The 21,780-nt window shown below is 71.7% G+C and carries 17 protein-coding genes; 8 read left to right on the forward strand and 9 right to left on the reverse strand.

What is annotated here, in order from left to right:
* The 7 genes from VKA29_RS11365 to VKA29_RS11395 all read right to left on the reverse strand — a co-directional run bounded on the left by VKA29_RS11365 (window position 1) and on the right by VKA29_RS11395 (window position 10,172).
* Window positions 1–1,551 (reverse strand): Wzz/FepE/Etk N-terminal domain-containing protein, encoded by a 1,551-nt coding sequence (locus tag VKA29_RS11365; protein ID WP_324785241.1) that lies wholly within the window; start codon window positions 1,549–1,551, stop codon window positions 1–3.
* Window positions 1,548–2,915, reverse strand: coding sequence for a Wzz/FepE/Etk N-terminal domain-containing protein (locus VKA29_RS11370; RefSeq protein ID WP_324785243.1), 1,368 nt, complete (start codon window positions 2,913–2,915; stop codon window positions 1,548–1,550). The genes VKA29_RS11365 and VKA29_RS11370 overlap by 4 nt, the downstream gene beginning before the upstream one ends.
* Window positions 2,912–4,177, reverse strand: coding sequence for a glycosyltransferase family 4 protein (locus VKA29_RS11375; protein ID WP_324785244.1), 1,266 nt, complete (start codon window positions 4,175–4,177; stop codon window positions 2,912–2,914). Before VKA29_RS11375 ends, VKA29_RS11370 begins: the two co-directional genes overlap by 4 nt.
* Window positions 4,167–5,483 (reverse strand): nucleotide sugar dehydrogenase, encoded by a 1,317-nt coding sequence (locus VKA29_RS11380; protein WP_324785246.1) that lies wholly within the window; start codon window positions 5,481–5,483, stop codon window positions 4,167–4,169. The genes VKA29_RS11375 and VKA29_RS11380 overlap by 11 nt, the downstream gene beginning before the upstream one ends.
* Before the next feature lie 70 nt (window positions 5,484–5,553).
* Window positions 5,554–7,032, reverse strand: coding sequence for a sugar transferase (locus tag VKA29_RS11385; RefSeq protein WP_324785247.1), 1,479 nt, complete (start codon window positions 7,030–7,032; stop codon window positions 5,554–5,556).
* Window positions 7,033–7,546: 514 nt separating this feature from the next.
* The gene (locus VKA29_RS11390) at window positions 7,547–8,107 is read right to left on the reverse strand and encodes a hypothetical protein (RefSeq protein ID WP_324785248.1); all 561 of its coding nucleotides are present in this window, start codon (window positions 8,105–8,107) and stop codon (window positions 7,547–7,549) included.
* 109 nt (window positions 8,108–8,216) lie between these two features.
* Window positions 8,217–10,172, reverse strand: a complete 1,956-nt coding sequence (locus VKA29_RS11395) for an amino acid transporter (protein ID WP_324785250.1) — start codon at window positions 10,170–10,172, stop codon at window positions 8,217–8,219.
* Between the two features lie 609 nt (window positions 10,173–10,781).
* Here VKA29_RS11395 and kdpF point away from each other — a divergent pair.
* The 8 genes from kdpF to VKA29_RS11435 all read left to right on the forward strand — a co-directional run bounded on the left by kdpF (window position 10,782) and on the right by VKA29_RS11435 (window position 20,659).
* Window positions 10,782–10,871: a K(+)-transporting ATPase subunit F gene (gene kdpF, locus VKA29_RS11400; RefSeq protein ID WP_324785251.1), complete on the forward strand. Its 90-nt coding sequence runs from the start codon at window positions 10,782–10,784 to the stop codon at window positions 10,869–10,871.
* Window positions 10,872–10,879: 8 nt separating this feature from the next.
* A complete protein-coding gene (gene kdpA, locus VKA29_RS11405; protein ID WP_324785252.1) occupies window positions 10,880–12,544 on the forward strand; it encodes a potassium-transporting ATPase subunit KdpA in 1,665 nt (554 codons plus the stop codon).
* Entirely contained in the window at window positions 12,541–14,673 is a 2,133-nt protein-coding gene (gene kdpB, locus VKA29_RS11410; protein ID WP_420718469.1) for a potassium-transporting ATPase subunit KdpB, read from the forward strand. Before kdpA ends, kdpB begins: the two co-directional genes overlap by 4 nt.
* A 5-nt stretch (window positions 14,674–14,678) precedes the next feature.
* The gene (locus tag VKA29_RS11415) at window positions 14,679–15,347 is read left to right on the forward strand and encodes a potassium-transporting ATPase subunit C (protein ID WP_324785253.1); all 669 of its coding nucleotides are present in this window, start codon (window positions 14,679–14,681) and stop codon (window positions 15,345–15,347) included.
* A 131-nt stretch (window positions 15,348–15,478) separates the two neighbouring features.
* Complete coding sequence (locus VKA29_RS11420) at window positions 15,479–16,162, forward strand: response regulator transcription factor (protein WP_324785254.1); 684 nt, start codon at window positions 15,479–15,481, stop codon at window positions 16,160–16,162.
* Window position 16,163: 1 nt separating this feature from the next.
* Window positions 16,164–18,716 (forward strand): sensor histidine kinase KdpD, encoded by a 2,553-nt coding sequence (locus VKA29_RS11425; RefSeq protein ID WP_324785256.1) that lies wholly within the window; start codon window positions 16,164–16,166, stop codon window positions 18,714–18,716.
* A 129-nt stretch (window positions 18,717–18,845) separates the two neighbouring features.
* Window positions 18,846–19,628 (forward strand): HEAT repeat domain-containing protein, encoded by a 783-nt coding sequence (locus VKA29_RS11430; RefSeq protein WP_420718470.1) that lies wholly within the window; start codon window positions 18,846–18,848, stop codon window positions 19,626–19,628.
* Window positions 19,622–20,659, forward strand: a complete 1,038-nt coding sequence (locus tag VKA29_RS11435; protein WP_324785257.1) for a MerR family transcriptional regulator — start codon at window positions 19,622–19,624, stop codon at window positions 20,657–20,659. Before VKA29_RS11430 ends, VKA29_RS11435 begins: the two co-directional genes overlap by 7 nt.
* On the opposite strand, the gene VKA29_RS11440 is transcribed toward VKA29_RS11435, so the two are convergent.
* Both VKA29_RS11440 and VKA29_RS11445 read right to left on the reverse strand, forming a co-directional pair.
* Entirely contained in the window at window positions 20,634–20,843 is a 210-nt protein-coding gene (locus VKA29_RS11440) for a DUF397 domain-containing protein (RefSeq protein ID WP_324785258.1), read from the reverse strand. The two genes, VKA29_RS11435 and VKA29_RS11440, sit on opposite strands and share 26 nt — an antisense overlap.
* Window positions 20,825–21,667 (reverse strand): helix-turn-helix transcriptional regulator, encoded by an 843-nt coding sequence (locus VKA29_RS11445; protein ID WP_324785259.1) that lies wholly within the window; start codon window positions 21,665–21,667, stop codon window positions 20,825–20,827. Before VKA29_RS11445 ends, VKA29_RS11440 begins: the two co-directional genes overlap by 19 nt.
* Window positions 21,668–21,780: the final 113 nt, after the last annotated feature.

The raw sequence follows: 21,780 nt of genomic DNA on the forward strand, positions 1-21,780 counted from the left end.
CTACCGCACCTCCTGGTCGTCGTCCGGGACCCGCGCGGCCCGCATCGGCTGCCGCTCCGTGGGCCGCCGGCCCTCCGCCACCGCCGGAACGGCGTGGGAGGCACCCCCACCGTTCGGCCGGGCCGGCCGCTCGCTCCGGCCGCGCAGCGCGGTGCCCAGCCCGTCCCAGAGCGTGCCGTCGGTCCGGTCGCGCGGATCGGGGTCGATCAGCACCACACCGATCACCGGTATGCGCTGGTCCGCGAGCTGCCGCGCCACGGTGTGCAGCCACGCGGCGCTGCCGTGCCCGGCCCGCACGACGAGCACCGTCCGGGTGCCGAGGTACCGCAGGTCCGTCCACGCCGTGCCGGGCGCCACCGAGCCGACGCCGATCCGGCGCTCCCGGCCCGGCCCGGCCGCGGCACGTTCACCGCGGACCACGGTGGGGTCTCCTGGCTTCCGGCGGTCCGCGAGCCGCGAGCCGGGCAGATCGTCGACGACGACCACCGGCCCCTCCGCCGCCAGCGCCCGGGCGAGGCCCAGGGCGATCAGGCCGGTGCCGCGCGCACAGCCCAGTTCCAGCAGCGACAGCGGTTCCGCGGAGCCGTGCACGGTGCGGGCCAGCGTCGCGGTGAGCCGTTCGCGGGCCACCCGGGTCCGCCGGCGCTGCCACCGCCTGCCCGGACGGCGGGGCAGCTCCGCGATCACCGAGGCGCCGAGGTGCGCGGCGATGTCCCGGCGCAGCACGGGGCGGTCGGCGACCACCACGCCCACCGCGGCCAGCGCGAGCCCGAGGAAGAGCCCGAGGACGAGCCCGATCACGGCGTCGGTGACGGCGGCCCTGGGCAGGGAGTGCCGCACCGCGCGCGGGGCGTCCACGATCTGTGTGGCGGCGATGAGCCGGGGAGCGCCGATGCGCGCCTCCTCGGCGCGCTGGCCGAAGTCGGCGATCCGCGAAGTGAGGTCGGCCCGGCGGGCGAAGAGCGACTCCAGGCTCGCCGCCGCTTCGGGGTCGCTGTCCGCCGATCGGCCACCGATCTCCGTGTTGACCTCGGCGAGCTGCTTCCGCAGGCGGTCCCGCTGGTCGAGCAGGCCCTTGGCCTCGGCGTCGGCGATGTCCTGTATCCGCTGCGCATGGTCCGCGACGAACGCGTCGGCCAGTGCCCGGGCCCGGGCCACGGCTTCCGCGTCGGTGTCACCCGTCACGTCGATCCGGAGCACGTTGTTGGACAGTCCGGTGCCCCGGTACTCCTTCATGAAGTCCTCCGGCTTTTCCGGGGACTTCAGGGACCGCAGGGCCCGGCCGGCGATCTGTGTGGTCTGCAGCAGCTGGACGTCGGTGCGGATCAGCGTTCCGGTGTCGTTCGGCTGGTCCTCCTGGTGCGCGACCAGCACCTTGGCCACCGCGGACGGCGGCGGCGGCAGCAGGACCGCCACCGCCGCGCCGATCACCAGTCCGAGCAGCGCCAGGGTGCCCCACAGACGGCGACGCCTGCGGACCGCGACCACCAGCGCCTGCAGGTCGATGAGCGGAGCGGCGGCCGGCGGCCGAGAGGTCGTACTCGTCGTCACACCGAACCTCCCGTCGTGGGGCCGTGGACCGCGAACGCCATGGCGGCCTCGTCCGAAGGACGGCCGGCCGCCCGCGTCGGACGGGTGCGGACCGGGCCGGCGACGACGGTGCCGACGATCTCGTGCCCGCCGTCCGCGCACGCCTCGGCGATGCCGGCGAGCTGCGCCGCGGTCCAGCTGCCCGCGCTGAGGACGACCAGGGCACCGGACTCCGTTTCGCGGTCCGGCACGATCGGCCGGTCCACCGAAACCCCCACCACCCGCAGCAGCGGATCGCTCCCGGCCTCGGCGGCGAGCTGCCCGGCGGCCCGGCGGGCGACCTCGTCGCCTTCCGGTACGACGACCAGCAGCCGGCGGGGGGCCGGCAGCCCGTCCCGGAGCCGGGCGCACACCCGTCGGTAGCGGATCCGCCTGTCGGCCTCGCCGGACCACTGCGGGGCCGGTGCGTCCCACCGGGTGTCGACGCCGAGGAGCCGGCGGATCCGGGCCCGTGGGCCGGGGTGCTCCGGCCGGTGCGCGCGCCGTCCACCGGGCACGTCGACGGCGCCGAGGAACGCCGAGCCCAGCGCCGCGGCGATCTCCGGTTCGGCGCGCAGGCGGCGGCTCGTCCGTGCGGCGACGAGATGGCCGATGACCGTGAGCAGGAAGAACACCAGCGCACCGGCGGCGATGAGCTGCGCCCTGGTCGGTGGCGCCTCGCCCGTCGGCCGGGCCGCCGGCCCCATGACGACCATGCCGGCCTTGTCGGTCGCCGGGTCGGCCTCGTCCAGCTTCTTCACGGCGTCCTGCAGCGCGGTGCGCAGTTTCTCCAGCTCGGTGCGGGCCTGCACGCTCTCCACGGTCCGCCCCGGATCGGCCGCGTCGGCCAGGTCGGTGATGCGGCGGTCGGTCTCCGCCACCTGCTTCCGCAGCGCCTCGCTCCCGGTGGCCGCCTCGGGGGCGGTGGAGCCGTCGGCGATCCGCGTGGCGAAGGTGACGAACTGCTGGGCCACCTGGTCGGAGAGCCGCTGCGCGCGCTGCGGGGTGTCGGCCGTACCCGAGATCTTGATGATGTTCCCGTCGGAGGCCTCGGCGCTCACCCGGTCCCGCAGATCGACGCCGCTGACGCCCTTCCAGCCGAGCGTGGCGGCCGCGCGGTCGACCACCGTCGAACTGGTCGCGATGTCCACCTGGGTCAGCAGTTCGCGCTCCTCCCACAGCCCCGGCAGCAGCACCGACGCCGACGCCGTGTACCGCGGCGGAAACACCAGCACCGAGGTGCCGTAGCCGGCGAGCGCGCCCAGCACGGCGAGTACGGCGAGGAGCCGCCACCGCCGGCTCAGAATCCGTCCGATCGTGACCAGGCGGATCGTGTCATCGTTCAATGAAGCGGCCTCTTCCCCTTGCGGACCGGTCCACGGGCCGACACCGGGGCACGGTCCCGGCAGGCAGCGGCGTAGGCGGCGAGCAGCGACGCTTGCGAATTCCGCCAGGAGAGCGGGCCGCTGATCCGCTCCTGGCCGGTCTTGCCCATCCGGGCCCGCTCCTCCGGATCGTCGAGGAGCAGCGCGATGAGCCGGGCGAACGCGGACTCGTCGTCGGCGGGCGCGTAGACGGCGGCGTCCCCGGCGGAGACGCGCGCCTCCCGGAGGTCGAACGAGACGATCGGCCGTCCCATCGCCATGTACTCCAGGACCTTGTTCATGGTGGACACGTCGTTCAGCGGATTGCGCGGGTCGGGAGACAGGCACACGTCCGCGGTGCTCAGGTAGCGCACCAGGTCGGCGTCCGGAACGCGCCCGGTGAACTGCACCTGCTCGCCGAGGCCGAGCCGCCCGGACAGCTCCACCATCGCGTCGTAGGCGTCGCCCGCGCCGACGAACACCGCGTGCCAGTCGGTCCGTCCGAGTTCGTCGCGCAGCTTCGCGAGGGCCCGCAAGGCGTAGTCGACGCCGTCCTGCGGGCCCATCACCCCGAGGTAGCACAGCAGATGAGGCTTGCCGCGCTTCAACTCCGGCTCCGGCGGCACCGGCCGGAACCGGTCGACGGCGGGGGCGCTGCGCACCACGAAGACGTCCTCCGGCCGCCGGCCGCCACGGCGCAGCGCGACGTCCCGGTAGCTCTCGTTGGTGGCGAGCACGATGTCCGCGGCCCGGTAGGTCCGCCGTTCCAGCGCGCACACGGCGCGGTAGAGCAGGTCCTCGCCGCGGTCGAACCGGGAGAGGTACAGCTCGGGTACCAGGTCGTGCTGGTCGAAGACGAACCGCGCGCCGCGCCGCTTCAGCCACAGTGCCGGCAGGAACAGCAGGTCGGGCGGGTTGCAGGCGTGGACCACGTCGACCGGGCCGACCTTGCGGGCCAGCCGGACCGTGTGCCACAACGCCGATCCGTATTCCCGCAGGTAGCCGGCCGGCCCTCCGGTCGCCGCGCGCAACGGGTAGCGGTGGATCCGCACCCCGTCGATCACCGCCTCCGGCTCCGTGTCCCGCTTCTCCCCCCGGGGGCAGATGACGTGCACGTCCCAGCCCGCGTCGCGCAGCGTCGTGCACTCCTGCCACACCCGCCGGTCGAACGGCACGGACAGGTTCTCCACCAGGATCAGCGCACGCCGGCCCGCGCCGTCGCCGCCGGTCGCGTCACCAGGCAAGGCCCATGTACCTCGGTTCGGCCCGGCGCGCCTCGGCGTCGGGGAGGCGGACGAGGTCGACGATCAGTGGTCCGTCCGCATGGGGCAGGGACGACAGCACTGCCGGATCCCTGGTCCCGACCAGGCACACCTCGGCGTGTTCGAGCACCTCGTCGACGGAGTCCGCGAGCAGCTGCGCGAGATGCGGCAGCCGGTTCTCGATGTACTCGCGGTTCGCGCCGAGCAGCCGGGAGAGACTCACATGGGCGTCGTAGATCTTGATGTCGTAGCCCTTGCCGAAGAGCCGCTCCGCCAGTTCGACCAGCGGACTTTCGCGCAGGTCGTCGGTGCCGGGTTTGAAGGACAGCCCGAACAGGCCCACCCGGCGCTTGCCGGTGCGTTCGACCATGTCCACCGCGCGCTGCAGATGGTCGGCGTTGGAGGCCAGCACGTGGGAGAGGATGGGCACCGAGACGTCGGCCCGCCGCGCCGCGTGGACCAGGCTGCGCAGGTCCTTGGGCAGGCAGGAGCCGCCGAAGGCGAAGCCGGGCCGCAGGTAGGCGGGGCTGATGTTCAGTTTGCGGTCGGCCAGGAACACGTCCATCACCTGGTGCGAGTCCACGCCGAGCGCCTGGCACACCGCGCCCAGCTCGTTCGCGAAGCCGATCTTGAGGCCGTGGAAGGCGTTGTCCGCGTACTTGACCGCCTCGGCGGTCGGCACCGGCACCCGGAACACCTCGCCGGGCAAGCCGTGGTACAGGGCCGTCACCGCGTCGCCGCTCGCCCGGTCGAGTTCGCCGATGACGGTCTTGGGCGGGTCGAAGAAGTCCCGCACGCTCGTGCCCTCGCGCAGGAACTCGGGGTTGACCGCGACTCCGAAGTCCACCCCCGCCGTGCCGCCGGTGTGCTTCTCCAGGATCGGCACCAGCAGGTTCAGGCAGGTGCCCGGAAGCATGGTGCTGCGGAACACGACGGTCTGCCGCCCGCCCCGCTCGGCCAGCGCGGCGCCGATCTGCTCGGTGACCCGCTCCAAGTACGTCGTGCACAGACTGCCGTTGGGCTCCGACGGCGTGCCCACGCAGACCAGCGACACCTCACTGCCCATGATCGCCTCGCGGACGTCGCCGGTGGCGCGCAGTGCTCCGGTCCGCACGACCTCGTCGATGAGTTCGCCGATCCGCTCCTCGACCACCGGGGCCTTGCCGTCGTTGACCAGGTCGACCTTCACCTGGTTGACGTCCACCCCGATGACCTCGTGCCCCATGCTGGCCAGGCAGGCGGCTGACACGCAGCCCACGTAGCCGAGCCCGAAAACGCTGACTCTCATGCTCCGTCTCTCCCCCCAGGCAGGCCCCTGCGGCCTGCGGTCCGCGCGCCGGCCGGGCGACCCGCGCGCATCAGTACGCCCCCTGCCCGTGGAGCACGGCACGCAGTGTCTTCCACAAGATCACCGTGTCCAGGGCGAGCGACCAGTCCTCGACGTACCGCAGGTCGAGGCGGACCGCCTCGTCCCACGGCAGGTCGCTGCGTCCGCTGATCTGCCACAGGCCGGTGAGCCCGGGCTTGACCAGCAGCCGCCGCCGGATGTCCGGGCCGTACGCGGCCGATTCCTCCGGCAGCGGAGGCCGCGGTCCGACGAGCGACATCGATCCGGTGAGCACGTTGAAGAGCTGCGGGAGCTCGTCGAGCGAGTACCGGCGCAGCACCGCTCCCACGCGGGTCACCCGCGGATCCCGGCGGACCTTGAACAGCGGGCCCGCGCCCTCGTCGCGGTCGGCCAGTCCGGCCCGTGCCTCGTGGGCCCCGACGACCATGGTGCGGAACTTGACCATGGTGAACTCCCGGCCGTCCTTGCCGACCCTGCGCTGGCGGTAGAACGCCCCACCCCGGCTGTCCGCCAGCACGAGCAGCCCGACGAGCACCATCAGCGGCGCGAGGAGCACCAGCAGGACCGCGGCGCCCACCCGGTCGACGACCTCCTTGATCGCCCGGCGGCCCCCGCTGAAGGTCGGCATGCTGACCCGCAGCAGCGGGATCCCGAGCACCGCGTCGACGTGCAGCCGCGGGCCGGCCACCTCCATCAGCACCGGGGCCACGACCATCTCGGCATCGCTGCCTTCGAGGTTCCAGGCCAGCCGCCGCAGCCGGTCCGGTGACCAGTGCGCGTCCGGTGTGACCGCGACGACGCGGTAGCCGTCGTGGCGGACGTGCTTGGCGACGTCGGACAGCCGGCCCACGACCGGCACTCCGTCCAGCTGGTCACCGTCGAGTCCGCGTCCGTCCGGTGTGCACACCGCGTCCACCCGCCAGCCGAGGTGCGGGAACTTGCGGGTCCGGGTGATCAGGTCCCGCACGGTGGCCGGGCTCCCGGCGGCGAGCACCGGTCTCAGGCACCTTCCCTCCTTGCGCTGCTTGTGCAGCCACAGGCGGAGCAGGTACCGCGCGGACATGGTGACGAGCGCGATCGCGGGGACCGCGACGAAGATCCAGAGCTTGATGTTGCGCGAGGTGAGGGCGATCCCGCCGAGCGCGAGTACGACGGTCGCCGTGAACAGGGAGCGGCCGAGCCGGCGGAATTCCTCGGCCCCCTGGCCGAGCACGGCCGGAGCCCACGACCGGCTCACCGCGAGGGCCCCCAGCACCAGCAGTTCGGTGCCGAAGGCGAGGATTCCCCACTTCTCGTGCCAGTTGGCCGCGTCCCGGGCCCCGAAGAAGTCGCCGATCGCCGTCACCACGGCGGCCGTTGCCACGGTGTCGCTGGTGATCACGGCGTGGCGGTACCGCTGCTCCCAGTCGATCGCGGGCCGGCCGATCGTTCCGCCCCCCAGACGCCCTCGCGCCGGCGGAAACGGGCTGACTTGTCCCCCTTGCCGCACAGAACCCCCCCAGGTCCACAGTGATTCGACGTGTTCGTCCCACACTGTTCCTCGCCCCGGGAGGCCGTCGCCCCCCGGCACCGTGCTGTCCTCCCCCCGGGAGGCCCCGCCCCTTTCCTCGGACGACATCCCGGCGTTTTCGGAGCTGCTTGGACAACTGGCCCTGGCGGCAGCGGACTTGCCGGTCCGCCAGGCCCTTCAGGTGCACGGAGCCCGTCGGAACCGCGGGTGTTCCCCGCACCCGAGGCCCTTCCAGGGCTCCAAGAATCGATCACCCCCACGCCTGGCGCCGGGGACGCGAATGCCGGCCCCTCCGCAGCGCCGGACCTAGATCATTACGGGTCGCCTCGTGTTCGATCAGGAGAAGCATGGTCAATCTAGACCATCGGGGCCGTTATGGAGAGAGGGTTGTGGGTAATTTGTGCTCAAGGTGTGGGGGCGGTTCCACGAACCGGTGACCGCGGGCGAGCGCGGCGGGGGCCGGTGCGGGGCGCGCGGTCGCGGCCGCCTGGGGTCAGCCCGTGGGCGGCGACGGTGGCGTACAGCTCGTGCCTGCCGTGAAAAGGCCCGATTCCCGGAACACCGCCCGCGCCGACTCCTCGTCGATACGGTGGCCCAGCCGGTCGAGGAGGCCGGCGCCCGTGCGCAGCGTCCCGCGCTCCAGGGAGCGGCGGACCCCTGTGTCGAACTCGTGCCAGAGCAGGGGGTTGGCTGCCAGGATCCGGGGATCGAGTTCCAGCCGGTGGCCGTGGATGTCCCGCAGCACCAGGCAGGAGCGGACGCCGTCGCATCGCCGTGCGGCGGCCAGGGCGTCCGTGCGGACGACGTATCGGCGACAGGGGGTGCGTGCGGCCGGCCGGCCGGGGCCCGCACTCACCCGCTGGGGGAGCAGTACGGCGCCCACCGCCACGGACAGGGTCACCCGGAGCAGAGCGCGGGGAAGCGTCAGGCTTCCCGCTGCCCGGTCCACCAGGAGGCTCAGGCCGCAGAACGTCAGGGCGCAGCTTCCGGCGAGCCGGGCGCTGCCACGCCAGTGCCGGTCGCCGACGGGGCTTGAGGGTCCGCTCCGGCGCATGCTCCCGACGCTGGGCGGCTGTGCCGGACCGGCGACCGCTGCTTACGGAGACCTGGCACCGTGAGGCTGAATCCTGACGGGATCCTGACGCCTCCGCCGGAGCCGGTCCTCAGCCGGTGTGGACGCGAGGGCGCTGGGCGGGGTCCGGTTCCGCTTCCCGCAGCACCTCGCGGGTGACCGGGGCCACCTCGCCCTGGCCGAAGAGGAAGAAGCGCAGGAAGTTGGCGAACGGGCTGCCCTCGGTCCACTCGAAGTAGATGTGCGGGATGCAGCCGGTGAGGTCCCTGGCGTGCAGGAGCAGAGCGGCGAGGGCGTTGGGGATGGAGGCGGAGTGCAGGGTCAGCACACGGTAGCGGTCGTGCAGCACTTCGCCGTGGACGGTCAGGCCCGCCTCGAATTCGGACGGATCGGTGACCGTGACCTCCACGAAGACGAAGTCGTCCCGCTCCGGCATGTCGTTGTCCGCCCGGATCTGCTCGATCTTGTCGCGGTACTCGGCCTTGTCGCGATGGCCGGGCTCGTTGGCGATGAAGCGGAGACGGCGGTGGGCCATGTCGCGGATGAAACGTTCCGCCATCGGGTCGAGCGTCACGCCGGTCACGCGCAGCTCGAAGGCGCGGGCCAGCCTGGACAGCAGTGAGACCAGCATGATGCCCGCGATGAAGCAGGCACCGATCTTGACGCCGTCCGGGCGTTCGAGGACGTTGACGACGGTCGTGTAGAGGAACACCACGGAGATCACGCCGAACGCGACGGTCCAGCCGTGCTGTCCGGCCTTGCGCGCGGCGATGGTCACCGCGATGGCGGCGGAGCTGATCAGCACCAGCACGCCGGTGGCGTAGGCGCTGCCCTGTTTGTCGACGTTGGCGTCGAAGATCCAGGTGACCAGGAAGGCGGTGAGGGTGAAGACGATGACCATGGGGCGGACGGCGCGCGCCCAGTGCGGGGCCATGCCGTAGCGGGGCAGGTAGCGCGGCATCAGGTTGAGCAGGCCGGCCATCGCGGAGGCGCCCGCGAACCACAGGATGGCGATCGTGGAGACGTCGTAGACCGTACCGAAGGCGCTGCCGAGGTATTCGTGCGCGAGGTAGGCGAGCGCGCGTCCGTTGGCCTGGCCGCCCGCCTTGAACTCCTTCGCCGGGATCAGCACCGTGGTGATGAAGCTGGTGGCGATCAGAAAGGCGCTCATGATCAGCGCGGCGGTGGTGAGCAGCTTCCTCGCGTCGCGGATGCGGCCCGCGGGGTGCTCCTCGGTGTCGCTGTCGTCGCCCCGGACGTGCGGCATGACGGCGACGCCGGTCTCGAAGCCGGACAGGCCCAGGGCGAGCTTCGGGAAGATGATCAGGGCCAGACCGATCATGACGAAGACGTTGCCGTGCTGCGCGGTCAGGGCGCTGGTCCAGTCGGTGACCAGGTGCGCGGCGGTGAGGACGTGCCACAGGCCGGTGATCACGACGACCAGGTTGAGCGCGAGGTAGATGCCGACCAGGGCGACCGCGACGCCGATCGCCTCCAGGAAGCCCTTGAGGAACACCGCACCGAGGAGGGCCACCATGAAGAGGGTGATGAGCATCTGGTGGCCTTGGAGCGCGCTGGTGAGGTGCGGGTTCTCCACCAGGTGGGTCGACGCGTCCGCCGCCGAGAGAGTGATGGTGATCAGGAAGTCGGTGGCGGCGAAGCCCAGCAGGGTCAGGACGAACAGCTTGCCCTTCCAGAACGACAGCAGCCGCTCCAGCATCGCGATGGAGCCCTCGCCGTGCGGGCTCTCCTTCGCCACCCGGCGGTAGACCGGCAGGGCGCCGGCCAGCGTGACGACGACCAGCACGACGGTGGCGATCGGCGACAGCAGACCGGCGGCCAGGGCCGCGATGCCCGGCTGGTAGCCGAGGGTGGAGAAGTAGTCGACACCGGTCAGGCACATCACCCGCCACCAGCGCTGGCCCTTGTGCGGGGGCTCGGGTACGGCGTGCGGGCCGGTGTGGCCGCCCTGCCGGCCCATGTCCGACAGCCCCTCCAGCATCCACGTCCGCAGACGGCTGGACGGCGGATGTCCGGTGGTGACCATCGGGGTGCTCTCCTGGCGTACGGCTCAACGGTGAGTTTCGGCCATCACGCGGACGGCCGCACCAGCGTAAGCAGAGAGTGACGCACAAGCCCACAGCAGGATGCCCGGCGGGCGCTAGGAAACCGTTAGGGAATCGCCGGGTGCCTGCCCGTCACGGGGCAGAAGGTGAGGTCCTCGCGGTTCGCGCCGCAGCTTCGTAGGTGGACTTTCCGGTCGGCCGCCGGACCGGGAGAGAGCACAGCGTCACGTCATGCGTCCGGCGCCGGAGCCCACCCGGGGAGCGCGCGCGGAGTGCCCGCCGTGCGGCGGGCGGCGGACGCGGTGATCCGCCGGCTCCGCTCGCCGGCCGATGTGACGCGGCTCACCACCGCGACGACCCTGAGCGCCGCCGCGGGGCAGGCGGCGTAAGACCTCCGTCAAAATCCCGGGACCCGCCGTAAGAGGGCCGTCAACGGACCTCCTGCCCCGGCCGCGAAGGAGGTTTTCTCTGACTGTCCGTTCCGTCCGAACCTCATTCCAGGAGTCCGCGATGGCCGATCTGGCCTTCGTCGTCACCGTGCTCGCCGGTTTCGCGCTGGTGGCTCTCGTCGCCAAGGGGGTGACGAAGCTGTGACCGCCGAGAACACCGTCGGCCTGGCCGTGGCCGTCGCCCTGCTGGGATATCTCGTCCTCGCCCTGCTCTTCCCGGAGAGGTTCTGAGCGCCGACATGGGTCCCGCATTCGCCGGCGTGCTCCAGCTGCTCGCCCTCGTGGGCGCGCTGGCGCTGGTCCACGCCCCCCTCGGCGCCTACTTCGCCCGGGTCTACTCCTCGACGCGGCACCTGCGCGTCGAGCGCTGGATCTACCGGGCCATCGGCGCCGATCCCGACACGCAGATGACCTGGTCCGCCTATCTGCGCGGTGTCCTCGCCTTCTCGGCCGTCGGCGTCCTCTTCCTCTACCTGCTGCAGCGTCTCCAGGGCGTCCTGCCCGGCTCGCTCGGCTTCTCCTCGGTCGGACCGGCGCAGTCGTTCAACACGGCCGTGTCCTTCGTGACCAACACCAACTGGCAGTCCTACGCCGGCGAGCAGACCATGGGGCACGTCGTGCAGACCGCCGGTCTGGCCGTGCAGAACTTCGTCTCCGCCGCCGTGGGCATGGCCGTCGCGGTGGCACTGGTGCGCGGATTCGCCCGCTCCCGCACGGGCGAGCTGGGCAACTTCTGGTCCGACCTGGTGCGCGGCACGCTGCGGATCCTGGTGCCGGGCGCGGTGGTCGCCGCGGTGGTCCTGGTCGCCTGTGGTGTCATCCAGAACTTCTCCGGGATCCACGAGGTCGGCCGGTTCATGGGCGGCGCGCAGGAGTGGCGCGGCGGTGCGGTCGCCTCGCAGGAGGCCATCAAGGAGCTGGGAACCAACGGCGGCGGCTACTTCAACGCCAACTCCGCTCACCCGTTCGAGAACCCGACGCCCTTCACCAATCTCTTCGAGGTCTTCCTGATCCTGGTGATCCCGTTCTCGCTGACCCGCACCTTCGGCGTGATGGTCGGCAGCGTGAAACAGGGCTACGCGATCCTCGCCACGATGTCCACCATCTGGCTGGGCTTCGTCGCGCTGATGATGTGGACGGAGTTCGCCCACCACGGCCCGGCGCTGCAGGCGGCGGGCGCCGCGATGGAGGGCAAGGAGGTCCGCTTCGGCGTGGGCGGCTCGTCGATCTTCGCGGTGTCGACGACGTTGACGTCGACCGGTGCGGTGGACTCCGCCCACTCGTCCTTCACCGGCCTCGGCGGCGGGATCGCCATGCTGGGCATGATGCTGGGCGAGATCGCGCCCGGCGGCACCGGATCCGGCCTCTACGGCATGCTGATCATGGCGGTGATCGCGGTGTTCATCGCCGGTCTGATGGTGGGCCGCACGCCCGAGTACCTGGGCAAGAAGATCGGCGCCCGTGAGATGAAGCTCGCCGCCTGCTACATCCTCGTCACCCCCGCCCTGGTGCTGGTCCTCACGGCGGCCTCCATCGCCCTGCCGACCCCGCCGCACTCGATGCTCAACTCCGGTGCGCACGGATTGTCGGAGGTGCTGTACGCGTTCACGTCCGCCGCGAACAACAACGGCTCGGCCTTCGCCGGCCTGAACGCGAACACCGACTGGTTCAACACGACCACCGGGCTGGCGATGCTGCTCGGCCGCTTCCTGCCGATGGTGTTCGTCCTCGCGCTGGCCGGCTCGCTCGCCGGACAGCGGCCGGTCCCGGTGACCGCGGGCACGCTGCGCACCGAGAAACCGCTGTTCACCGGTCTGCTCGTCGGCGCCATCCTGATCATCACCGGTCTGACGTACTTCCCGGCCCTCGCGCTGGGCCCGCTGGCCGAAGGGCTGGCGTCATGACGATGCGAACGGAAGGCCACGAGGACGCGATGTCCACTCCCACCCTTGCGCCCCATCAGGGCGCACCCACCGGGCGCAGGCCCGCCGAGGGCCGTGTCGGGGCCGGCCTCTTCGACCCCGGGGCGCTGCTCAGGTCGCTGCCGGAAGCCTTCCGCAAGCTCGACCCGCGGGTGATGGTCAAGTCCCCCGTGATGTTCGTGGTGTGGATCGGCTCCGTGCTGACCACGGTCTTCTCCTTCCAGCACCCGGGCGACTGGTTCGGCTGGACCATCAGCGCCTGGCTGTGGCTCACCGTCGTCTTCGCCAACCTGGCGGAGGCGGTCGCCGAGGGCCGGGGCAAGGCCCAGGCCGACACCCTGCGCCAGGCCAAGACCGACACCGTCGCACGTCGGCTGCTCACCGGCGGCACCTCGGAGGAGCAGGTCCCCGGCACCGCGCTGGCCATCGGCGACCTGGTGGTCTGCGAGGCCGGGGACGTCATCCCGGGTGACGGTGACGTCGTCGAGGGCGTCGCCTCGGTGGACGAGTCGGCGATCACCGGCGAGTCCGCCCCGGTCATCCGCGAGTCCGGCGGTGACCGGTCCGCGGTGACCGGTGGCACGAAGGTGCTGTCCGACCGGATCGTCATCAGGATCACGACAAGGCCGGGCGAGACCTTCATCGACCGGATGATCAACCTGGTCGAGGGCGCCGCCCGGCAGAAGACGCCGAACGAGATCGCGCTGAACATCCTGCTGGCCTCGCTGACCATCGTCTTCCTGCTGGCCTGCGCCACCCTGCCGCCGCTCGCCGACCAGGCCGGCACGCACCTGACGATGGTCGTGCTGGTGGCACTGCTGGTCTGCCTGATCCCGACCACGATCGGCGCCCTGCTGTCCGCGATCGGCATCGCGGGCATGGACCGCCTGGTGCAGCGCAACGTGCTGGCGATGTCCGGCCGGGCGGTCGAGGCCGCCGGTGACGTCTCCACGCTGCTGCTGGACAAGACCGGCACCATCACCTTCGGCAACCGGCAGGCCGCCGAGTTCGTCCCGGTGAAGGGCACCACCGAGGCAGAGGTCGCCGACGCGGCCCAGCTGTCGTCCCTCGCGGACGAGACGCCCGAGGGCCGCTCCGTCGTCGTCCTGGCCAAGGAGAAGTACGGGCTGCGCGAGCGCCATCAGGGCGAGCTGGCGCACGCGGAATGGATCGGGTTCACCGCTCAGACGCGCATGTCGGGTGTGGACGTCGACGGCCGCAGGGTCCGCAAGGGCGCCGCCGCCTCGGTCATCGCCTGGGTCGAGGAGCAGGGCGGAACGGTCGCCGAGGACGCGGACGGCACGGCCGACCGCATCTCCGAGGCCGGTGGCACCCCGCTGCTGGTCGCCGTCCACGACGACAAGGGCGCGCGCGTGCTCGGCGTCGTCCACCTCAAGGACGTCGTCAAGCACGGCATGCGCGAGCGGTTCGAGGAACTGCGCCGCATGGGCATCAGGACCGTGATGATCACCGGCGACAACCCGCTGACCGCGAAGGCGATCGCCGAGGAGGCGGGCGTGGACGACTTCCTCGCGGAGGCCACGCCCGAGGACAAGATGGCCCTCATCCGGCGGGAGCAGGCGGGCGGCAGGCTGGTCGCGATGACCGGTGACGGCACCAACGACGCGCCGGCCCTGGCCCAGGCGGACGTCGGCGTGGCGATGAACACCGGTACGTCGGCCGCCAAGGAGGCCGGCAACATGGTCGACCTCGACTCCGACCCGACCAAGCTCATAGAGATCGTCGAGATCGGCAAGCAGCTCCTCATCACCCGCGGCGCGCTGACGACGTTCTCCATCGCCAACGACGTGGCGAAGTACTTCGCGATCATCCCGGCCCTGTTCGCGGCGGTCCACCCGGGACTGGACAAGCTGAACATCATGCAGCTGTCCTCGCCGGACTCCGCGATCCTGTCGGCCGTCGTCTTCAACGCGCTGATCATCGTCGCGCTGGTGCCGCTCTCCCTGAAGGGCGTGCGCTACCGGCCGGTGAGCGCGGACCGGATGCTGCGCCGCAACCTCGTCCTCTACGGCATCGGCGGACTGATCGCGCCCTTCATCGGCATCAAGATCATCGACCTGCTCGTCTCCCTCGTCCCCGGAATCGGCTGATCGAAATGAACAACTCCGTCGCCAACACCGCCCGGTTGCTCGGGGCGGGCCTGCGCGCCCTGCTCGCGCTGACGCTGGTCACCGGCGTCCTCTACCCGCTGGTCGTCACCGGTGTCGCCCAAGGGCTGTTCCACGGCCAGGCCAACGGCTCCCCGGCCGAGGCGGACGGCAGGGCCGTCGGATCGTCCCTGATCGGGCAGCCGTACGACCTGCCGCCGAAGAAGGGCCAGGACACCCCGGACCCGGACCTCAGATGGTTCCAGGGCCGCCCGGCGAACGGGCTCGGCACCAACAGCGTCAACACGCGGTACAGGCTGCTGCTGTCCGGTGCCACCAACCTGTCCGCCGATGACAGCACCCTCGTCGAGCAGGTGCGGGACGCCAAGGCCGCGGTCGTCCGGGACAACTCCGTGCCCGGACACACCGTCAAGGCGTCGGACGTCCCCGCCGACGCCGTCACATCGTCGGGCTCCGGCCTCGACCCGGACATCTCCCCGGCCTACGCCGAACTCCAGGTCCACCGCGTCGCCGCGCGCAACGGTCTGTCCGCCGCACGGGTGGAGAAGCTGGTCAGGGACCACATCACGGGCCGTACCCTGGGCTTCATCGGCGAGCCCCGGGTGAACGTCCTGGAACTCAACATCGCGCTGGAGGACCTCGTGTCGAGGCACTGAGGGCCTCGGGCGTCCGCACGGCAGCCGACGGCCCCGGAAGGTCTGCCGGTTCCGTCGGCTCCCGCCGCCATGGAGCCGGTTGCCGTGCTCGGAGCGAGGACGGCACGACGTACGACAGGAAAGGCACAGCCATGACCCGGGTGCTCGTGGTGGAGGACGACCCGCAGCTCGTCCGGGCCCTCGTCATCAACCTGCAGGCACGTCACTACGGCGTGGACGCCGCCCCCGACGGGGCCACCGCACTCCGGCTCGCCGCCGCGCGTCAGCCCGACGTGATCCTGCTCGACCTCGGCCTGCCCGACATGGACGGCGTCGACGTCATCAAGGGCCTGCGGGGCTGGAGCCGGGTGCCGATCCTGGTCCTGTCCGCCCGGCAGGCGTCCGACGAGAAGGTGGCCGCGCTGGACGCCGGGGCCGACGACTACGTCACCAAGCCGTTCAGCATGGACGAACTGCTGGCCCGGCTGCGGGCCGCCGTCCGCCGGACCGAGGACGCGCCGGTCACTCCGGAGACGGCCCTGGTCCAGACGGAGGACTTCCACATCGACCTGCTCGCCAAGAAGGTCGTCCGGGACGGGCGGGACGTGCGCCTGACCCCCACCGAGTGGCACCTGCTGGAGATCCTGGTGACCAATCCGGGCCGGCTGATCACGCAGCAGTACCTCCTCCAGGAGGTGTGGGGCTTCCCCCAGAGCAACAAGACCAACTATCTGCGCGTCTACATGGCCCAGTTGCGCCGCAAACTGGAGACGGACCCCTCCCACCCCCGCTACCTGATCACCGAGCCCGGCATGGGCTATCGCTTCGAGGGCTGACATGGCGCGCGGCAAGCTACGGATCTACCTCGGCGCGGCCCCCGGGGTCGGCAAGACCTACGCCATGCTGTCGGAGGCACACCGCCGCGTCGAGCGGGGCACCGACTGCGTGGTCGCCTTCGTCGAGCACTATCACCGGCCACGCACCGAAGTGATGCTGCACGGCCTGGAACAGGTGCCGCGCCGGGAGATCGAGTACCGGGGAAGCGTCTTCACCGAGATGGACCTCGACGCCGTCCTGCGGCGTGCCCCCGCCGTCGCCCTGGTCGACGAACTCGCCCACACCAACGTCCCCGGCTCGCGCAACACCAAGCGCTGGCAGGACGTGGAGGAACTGCTCGCCGCCGGCATCGACGTCGTCGCCACCGTCAACATCCAGCACCTGGAGTCGCTCGGCGACGTGGTGGAATCGATCACCGGGGTGCGGCAGCGGGAGACCGTCCCCGACGAGGTCGTACGCCGGGCCGACCAGATCGAGCTGGTCGACATGTCACCGGAGGCGCTGCGGCGCCGCATGGCGCACGGCAACATCTACCGGCCGGACAAGGTCGACGCGGCGCTGTCCAACTACTTCCGGCCCGGGAACCTGACCGCGCTGCGGGAACTCGCCCTGCTGTGGGTGGCCGACCGGGTCGACGAGTACCTGAAGGAGTACCGCAGCGAACACCACGTCACGACCATCTGGGGCTCGCGCGAGCGGATCGTGGTCGGCCTGACCGGAGGCCCCGAGGGCCGCACCCTGGTCCGGCGGGCCGCACGGCTGGCGGAGAAGGGCGCCGGCGGCGAGCTCATGGCCGTCTACATCTCCCGCAGCGACGGCCTCACCGCCGCATCCCCGGAGGAACTGGCCCTCCAGCGCACCCTGGTCGAGGACCTCGGCGGCACCTTCCACCACGTCGTGGGCGACGACATCCCGGCCGCCCTGCTCGACTTCGCCCGGGGCGCCAACGCCACCCAGATCATGCTGGGTGTCTCCCGGCGCAAGAACTGGCAGTACGTCTTCGGCCCCGGAGTCGGCGCCACGGTCGCCCGCGAGTCCGGCCCCGATCTCGACGTCCATCTCATCACGCACGACGCGGCGGGCAAGGGCCGCGGACTGCCGACGGCGCGCGGAGCGCGCCTGGGACGGTCCCGGGTCATCTGCGGCTGGCTCGTCGGTCTGCTCGGCCCCGCCCTGCTCACCGGGCTCCTCATCGGCGCCGCTTCGGACATCGGCCTCGCCAACGACATGCTGCTGTTCCTGACCCTGACGGTGGCGGCGGCCCTGCTGGGCGGGCTCCTCCCGGCGCTGGCCTCGGCGATGGCCGGATCCTTGCTGATCAACTGGTACTTCACCCCGCCCACGCACACCCTGACGATCGCCGACCCGCAGAACATCCTCGCCATCGCGATCTTCGTCGGGGTCGCCGTGTCGGTGGCGTCGGTGGTGGACCTCGCCGCCCGCCGTACCCATCTGGCCGCGCGCCTGCGAGCCGAGTCGGAGATCCTCTCCTTCCTCGCCGGACACGTCCTGCGCGGCGAGACCACGCTGGAGGCACTGCTGGAACGGGTTCGCGAGACCTTCGGCATGGAATCGGTGGCCCTGCTGGAGCGGACCGGCGAGACCGCCGCCTGGACCCGCGCCGGCAGCGTGGGCCCCCGGCCGGCGAAGATCCCGGAGGACGGGGACGTCGACGTCCCCGTCAGCGACCACATGTCACTGTCCCTGCGCGGCCGGGTGCTGCCCGCCGCCGACCGCCGGGTACTGGCCGCGTTCGCCGCGCAGGCCGCCGTCGTCCTGGAACGCCGGCGCCTGCAGCTGGAGGCCGACCGGGCCAAGGAACTGGCCGAGGGCAACCGCATCCGCACCGCCCTGCTCGCCGCCGTCAGCCACGACCTGCGCACCCCGCTCGCCGGCATCAAGGCCGCCGTGTCCTCCCTGCGCTCCGACGACGTCGAGTGGTCCGAACAGGACCGGGCGGAGCTGCTGGAGGCCATCGAGGAAGGCGCCGACCGGCTCGACCACCTGGTCGGCAACCTGCTGGACATGTCCCGCCTGCAGACGGGCACGGTGACCCCCATCATCCGCGAGACCGACCTCGACGAGGTCGTGCCCATGGCGCTCGGCGGCGTGCCCGAGGCGGGCGTGGAACTCGACATCCCCGAGACGCTGCCCATGGTCCACGTCGACCGGGGCCTGCTGGAGCGAGCCGTCGCCAACGTCGTCGAGAACGCCGTCAAGTACAGCCCGGAGGGCGAAAAGGTCCTGGTGTCGGCGAGCGCCCTCGCCGACCGGGTCGAGGTACGGGTCGTCGACCGCGGCCCCGGGGTCCCGGACGAGGCGAAGGACCGCATCTTCGAAGCCTTCCAGCGGTACGGCGACTCGCCCCGCGGTCTCGGTGTCGGCCTCGGCCTGGCCGTCGCGCGCGGCTTCGCCGAGGCCATCGGCGGCACGCTCACCGCCGAAGACACGCCCGGCGGCGGCCTGACCATGGTGCTCGCCGTGCCGACCGCCCCGCAGCGGCGACCGGAACACCAGCACCTGCCTTCTCCGGGCCCGCTCCGACACCGGTGAGGTGGTGGCAGAACCCGGCTGGATGGTGAGGGTGCCGTCGACGCAACGGACCGGAGCCAGGTGCGGTCTCCAGGCGTCCACGATCAAGGGGAAGTCCCGGTCACGGCTTGACCTTGACACGGTGACAGGGTGTCCCCTGAATCGCAGGAGGTGGTTTCGATCAACCCGAGAAACGGAACCCCGCAGAACGCCCGCGTGGCCGACGCCCTGAGCGCCGGGGACCCGTCGGTCCGGCTCCAGGCGGCCCTGGCGGCCGGCTCGGACCCGCACCCCGGTTTCCTGGGGACGCTCGTCGAGCGGTGCGCGGTCGAGCCGGACTTCTTCGTGCGGGACATGCTGTCCTGGGCGCTGACCCGCCTCCCGCCGGAGATCACCCTGCCCCGGATGCGCCGCGAACTCGACTCCGGGCGCGCTCAGGCACGCAGCCAGGCGCTGCACACGCTCTCCAAGATCGGCGACAGCAGGGCCTGGACCTGGATCACACGCGACCTGCTGCGCGACGCCGACGACGAGGTCGCGCGGACCGCGTGGCGCGTCGCGGTCGCCCTCGTGCCCGGGGACGAGGACGAGAGGAAGGACCTGGCCGAGGAACTGGCCGGGCAGCTCGGCCGCGGCGACCGCGGTGTGCGGCTGAGCCTGAGCCGGGCCCTCGCCGACCTCGGCGACGTGACCGGGCCCGCCCTGGAGAAGGCGGCGGCGAGCACCGACCCGGAGGTGTCCGCGCACGCCCGTGCCACCGAGCTGCTCCGGCGTAACCCGGAGACCGGTTTCGACGCGGCCGTCCACGAGGCGAGGCGAACCGTCGCACTCGGCCCGGAACGAACCGCCGCCACCGCCACGGAGACCACGGAGACCACGGAGACCACGGAGAACACGGAGAACACGGAGATCGCGGAGACCGGGCGTTGCTGATCGGCGAGGTGGCCCGCTACTCCGGGGTGAGCCCCCGCATGCTCCGGCACTACGACGCCCTCGGCCTGGTGCGGCCGACGGGCCGTACCGTCGGCGGCTACCGCGAGTACACGGACGAGGACGTCCGCCGGATCTTCCACGTGGAGAGCCTGCGGTCCCTCGGACTCTCGCTCAAGCAGATCGGGCGAGCGCTGGAGGACCCGGACTTCACGCCGTCCGCCCTCATCGGTGACCTCATCCGGTGGACGGAGGACCGGTTGGCGCGGGAGCGGGAGCTGCTGGAGCGGCTCCGCGCCGTCGACGCGTCGGTACCCACCGGCTGGCAGGACGTCCTGCGCATCGTCGAACTCATGCAGGGGCTCAACTCGACCAGTGCCGCGCGCAGGCAGCAGACCGTCCTGGCCCGGCCGGGGGGTACGCAGGCGCCCGCCGAACTGCTGGCCGGTGCGGTCCTCGCCGAAGCCGACCCCAACGTGGCGGGCGCCCTGCGCTGGGCGCTCGCCCGGGCGGGCGGCGACGGCGTGGCGGCACTGGCCGCCGGCACGCGCTCGGGCGACGTCGGCATCCGGCGACGCGCGGTGCTGGCGATCGCGGAGATGGCCGACGCCCCGGGCGCGACCGCGCTGCTCGCGGACGCGCTCGGGGATCCGGACCCGACGGTGCGCGGGCCCGCCGCCCTGGCGCTGGGCAGGCGTGGCGTGACGGCGACCGTGCCGACGCTGGTCGACATGGTGGTCGGGGGCTCCAACGACGTCGAGGCGGCGGAGATCCTGGGCACGCTGTCCCAGGACCCCGAGTGCGCGGACCGGATCACCACCGCGCTGGCCGGCGAACTCGCCGCACCCACCGCGGACACCGCGACGCGGATCCGCCTGACCCAGGCCCTGGTCGAGCTGCCGGGACCCGCCGTACGGGACGTCCTGCGACAACTGGCCCACGACGACGACCACGCCGTCGCCCGCGTGGCCGCCGCCTTCGTCACGGCCGAGCGTGATGCCGGCCGGGTCAGCCGCTCAGACGGCCGCTCTTGACGGCCGCCACGAAGGACGACCACCCACCGGCCGGAAACACGAGCACCGGCCCGTGTGGGACCTTGCTGTCCCGCACCGGAACGACGGCGTCGAGGTCGTCGGAGACCTCGACGCAGGCGCCACCGTCCTGGTTGCTGTAGCTGCTCTTACGCCAAGATGCGGCACTCAGGTCGCTGGATCGCACGTCGCTTCCTCCAACATCCGCAGGATGACCTTGCGCGACTCCGTCGGGGTGAGCGCCAGGTCGCGCACCGCATCGTACGTCTTCTGCAGACGTACAACCGTACTGGCTTCCTCGATGAGTTCGCCCCGGTAACCATTCTCCGTATACGCCACGGTTCTCCCGTGCGGAAGGAGCAGGTACCAGACGTCCACCCCCAGCAGACCATGCAACCCAGCGCTCTGCAGGAGCACTTGGACCGTGACGTTCGGACGCTCCGTGACTTCCCTCAGGTACTCCAGTTGCCCCCGCCACTCTCCCGCATCCCGCAACGGCGTCCGCAGCACCGCCTCCGACAGGATCGTCCGGAACGGCGGCGCGTCCTCCCCCTCCAACAACTCCCGCCGCCCCATCCGGGCCTCGACCTGCTGCTCCAGTTCCTGCCCCTTCAACCCACCGGCGGCCAGCACCTCCCGCGCGTACCCCGGCGTCTGCAGCAGCCCCGGCAAAACACTCACCGCGAAGTGCCACAGGCTCACCGCCTCCGCCTCCAGCGCCATGTACCGCCGGTACCGCTCCCGGAACTGCGTATGGTCCCCGGCCGCCAACTCCCAGAGGGCGAGCAGCAGTCCAGGCGTGCCGTAGTGCGTGTCGAGGGCCTGGACGACTTCCGGGCTGCCCAGCGTCTCGCCCTTCTCCATCTTGCCGAACAGGGACCAGTCCCAGCCCAGCCGTTCCCCGAGCTGCCGCAGGCTCGTGCCGCTGCCCGCCCGCAGAGTCCTCAACTCCTCGGCGAAACGCTGACGTGGTTCCTGGCTGCGGCCGGTGATGACGCGACGCTGCGGCATACGACTGGCTCCCCTCCGAGCGGCTCAGACGGACGGTGTGGACGACGTGGAACGACCTCCGGGGCACGGGGAAGCACGAATTCCGTTGCATGACTTGACCGTCCGAACCCCGG

Origin of the sequence: Streptomyces sp. H51, from assembly GCF_035656535.1 — a bacterium.
Classification (GTDB): Bacteria; Actinomycetota; Actinomycetes; order Streptomycetales; family Streptomycetaceae; genus Streptomyces.

Bases quoted from the DNA above. Each gene is read 5' to 3' on its own strand.
- VKA29_RS11380 (WP_324785246.1), bottom strand. From the start codon at position 5,483: ATGAGAGTCAGCGTTTTCGGGCTCGGCTACGTGGGCTGCGTGTCAGCC.
- VKA29_RS11390 (WP_324785248.1), bottom strand. From the start codon at position 8,107: ATGCGCCGGAGCGGACCCTCAAGCCCCGTCGGCGACCGGCACTGGCGT.
- VKA29_RS11395 (WP_324785250.1), bottom strand. From the start codon at position 10,172: ATGGTCACCACCGGACATCCGCCGTCCAGCCGTCTGCGGACGTGGATG.
- VKA29_RS11420 (WP_324785254.1), top strand. From the start codon at position 15,479: ATGACCCGGGTGCTCGTGGTGGAGGACGACCCGCAGCTCGTCCGGGCC.
- VKA29_RS11445 (WP_324785259.1), bottom strand. From the start codon at position 21,667: ATGCCGCAGCGTCGCGTCATCACCGGCCGCAGCCAGGAACCACGTCAG.
- kdpA (WP_324785252.1), top strand. From the start codon at position 10,880: ATGGGTCCCGCATTCGCCGGCGTGCTCCAGCTGCTCGCCCTCGTGGGC.
- VKA29_RS11415 (WP_324785253.1), top strand. From the start codon at position 14,679: ATGAACAACTCCGTCGCCAACACCGCCCGGTTGCTCGGGGCGGGCCTG.
- VKA29_RS11425 (WP_324785256.1), top strand. From the start codon at position 16,164: ATGGCGCGCGGCAAGCTACGGATCTACCTCGGCGCGGCCCCCGGGGTC.
- kdpB (WP_420718469.1), top strand. From the start codon at position 12,541: ATGACGATGCGAACGGAAGGCCACGAGGACGCGATGTCCACTCCCACC.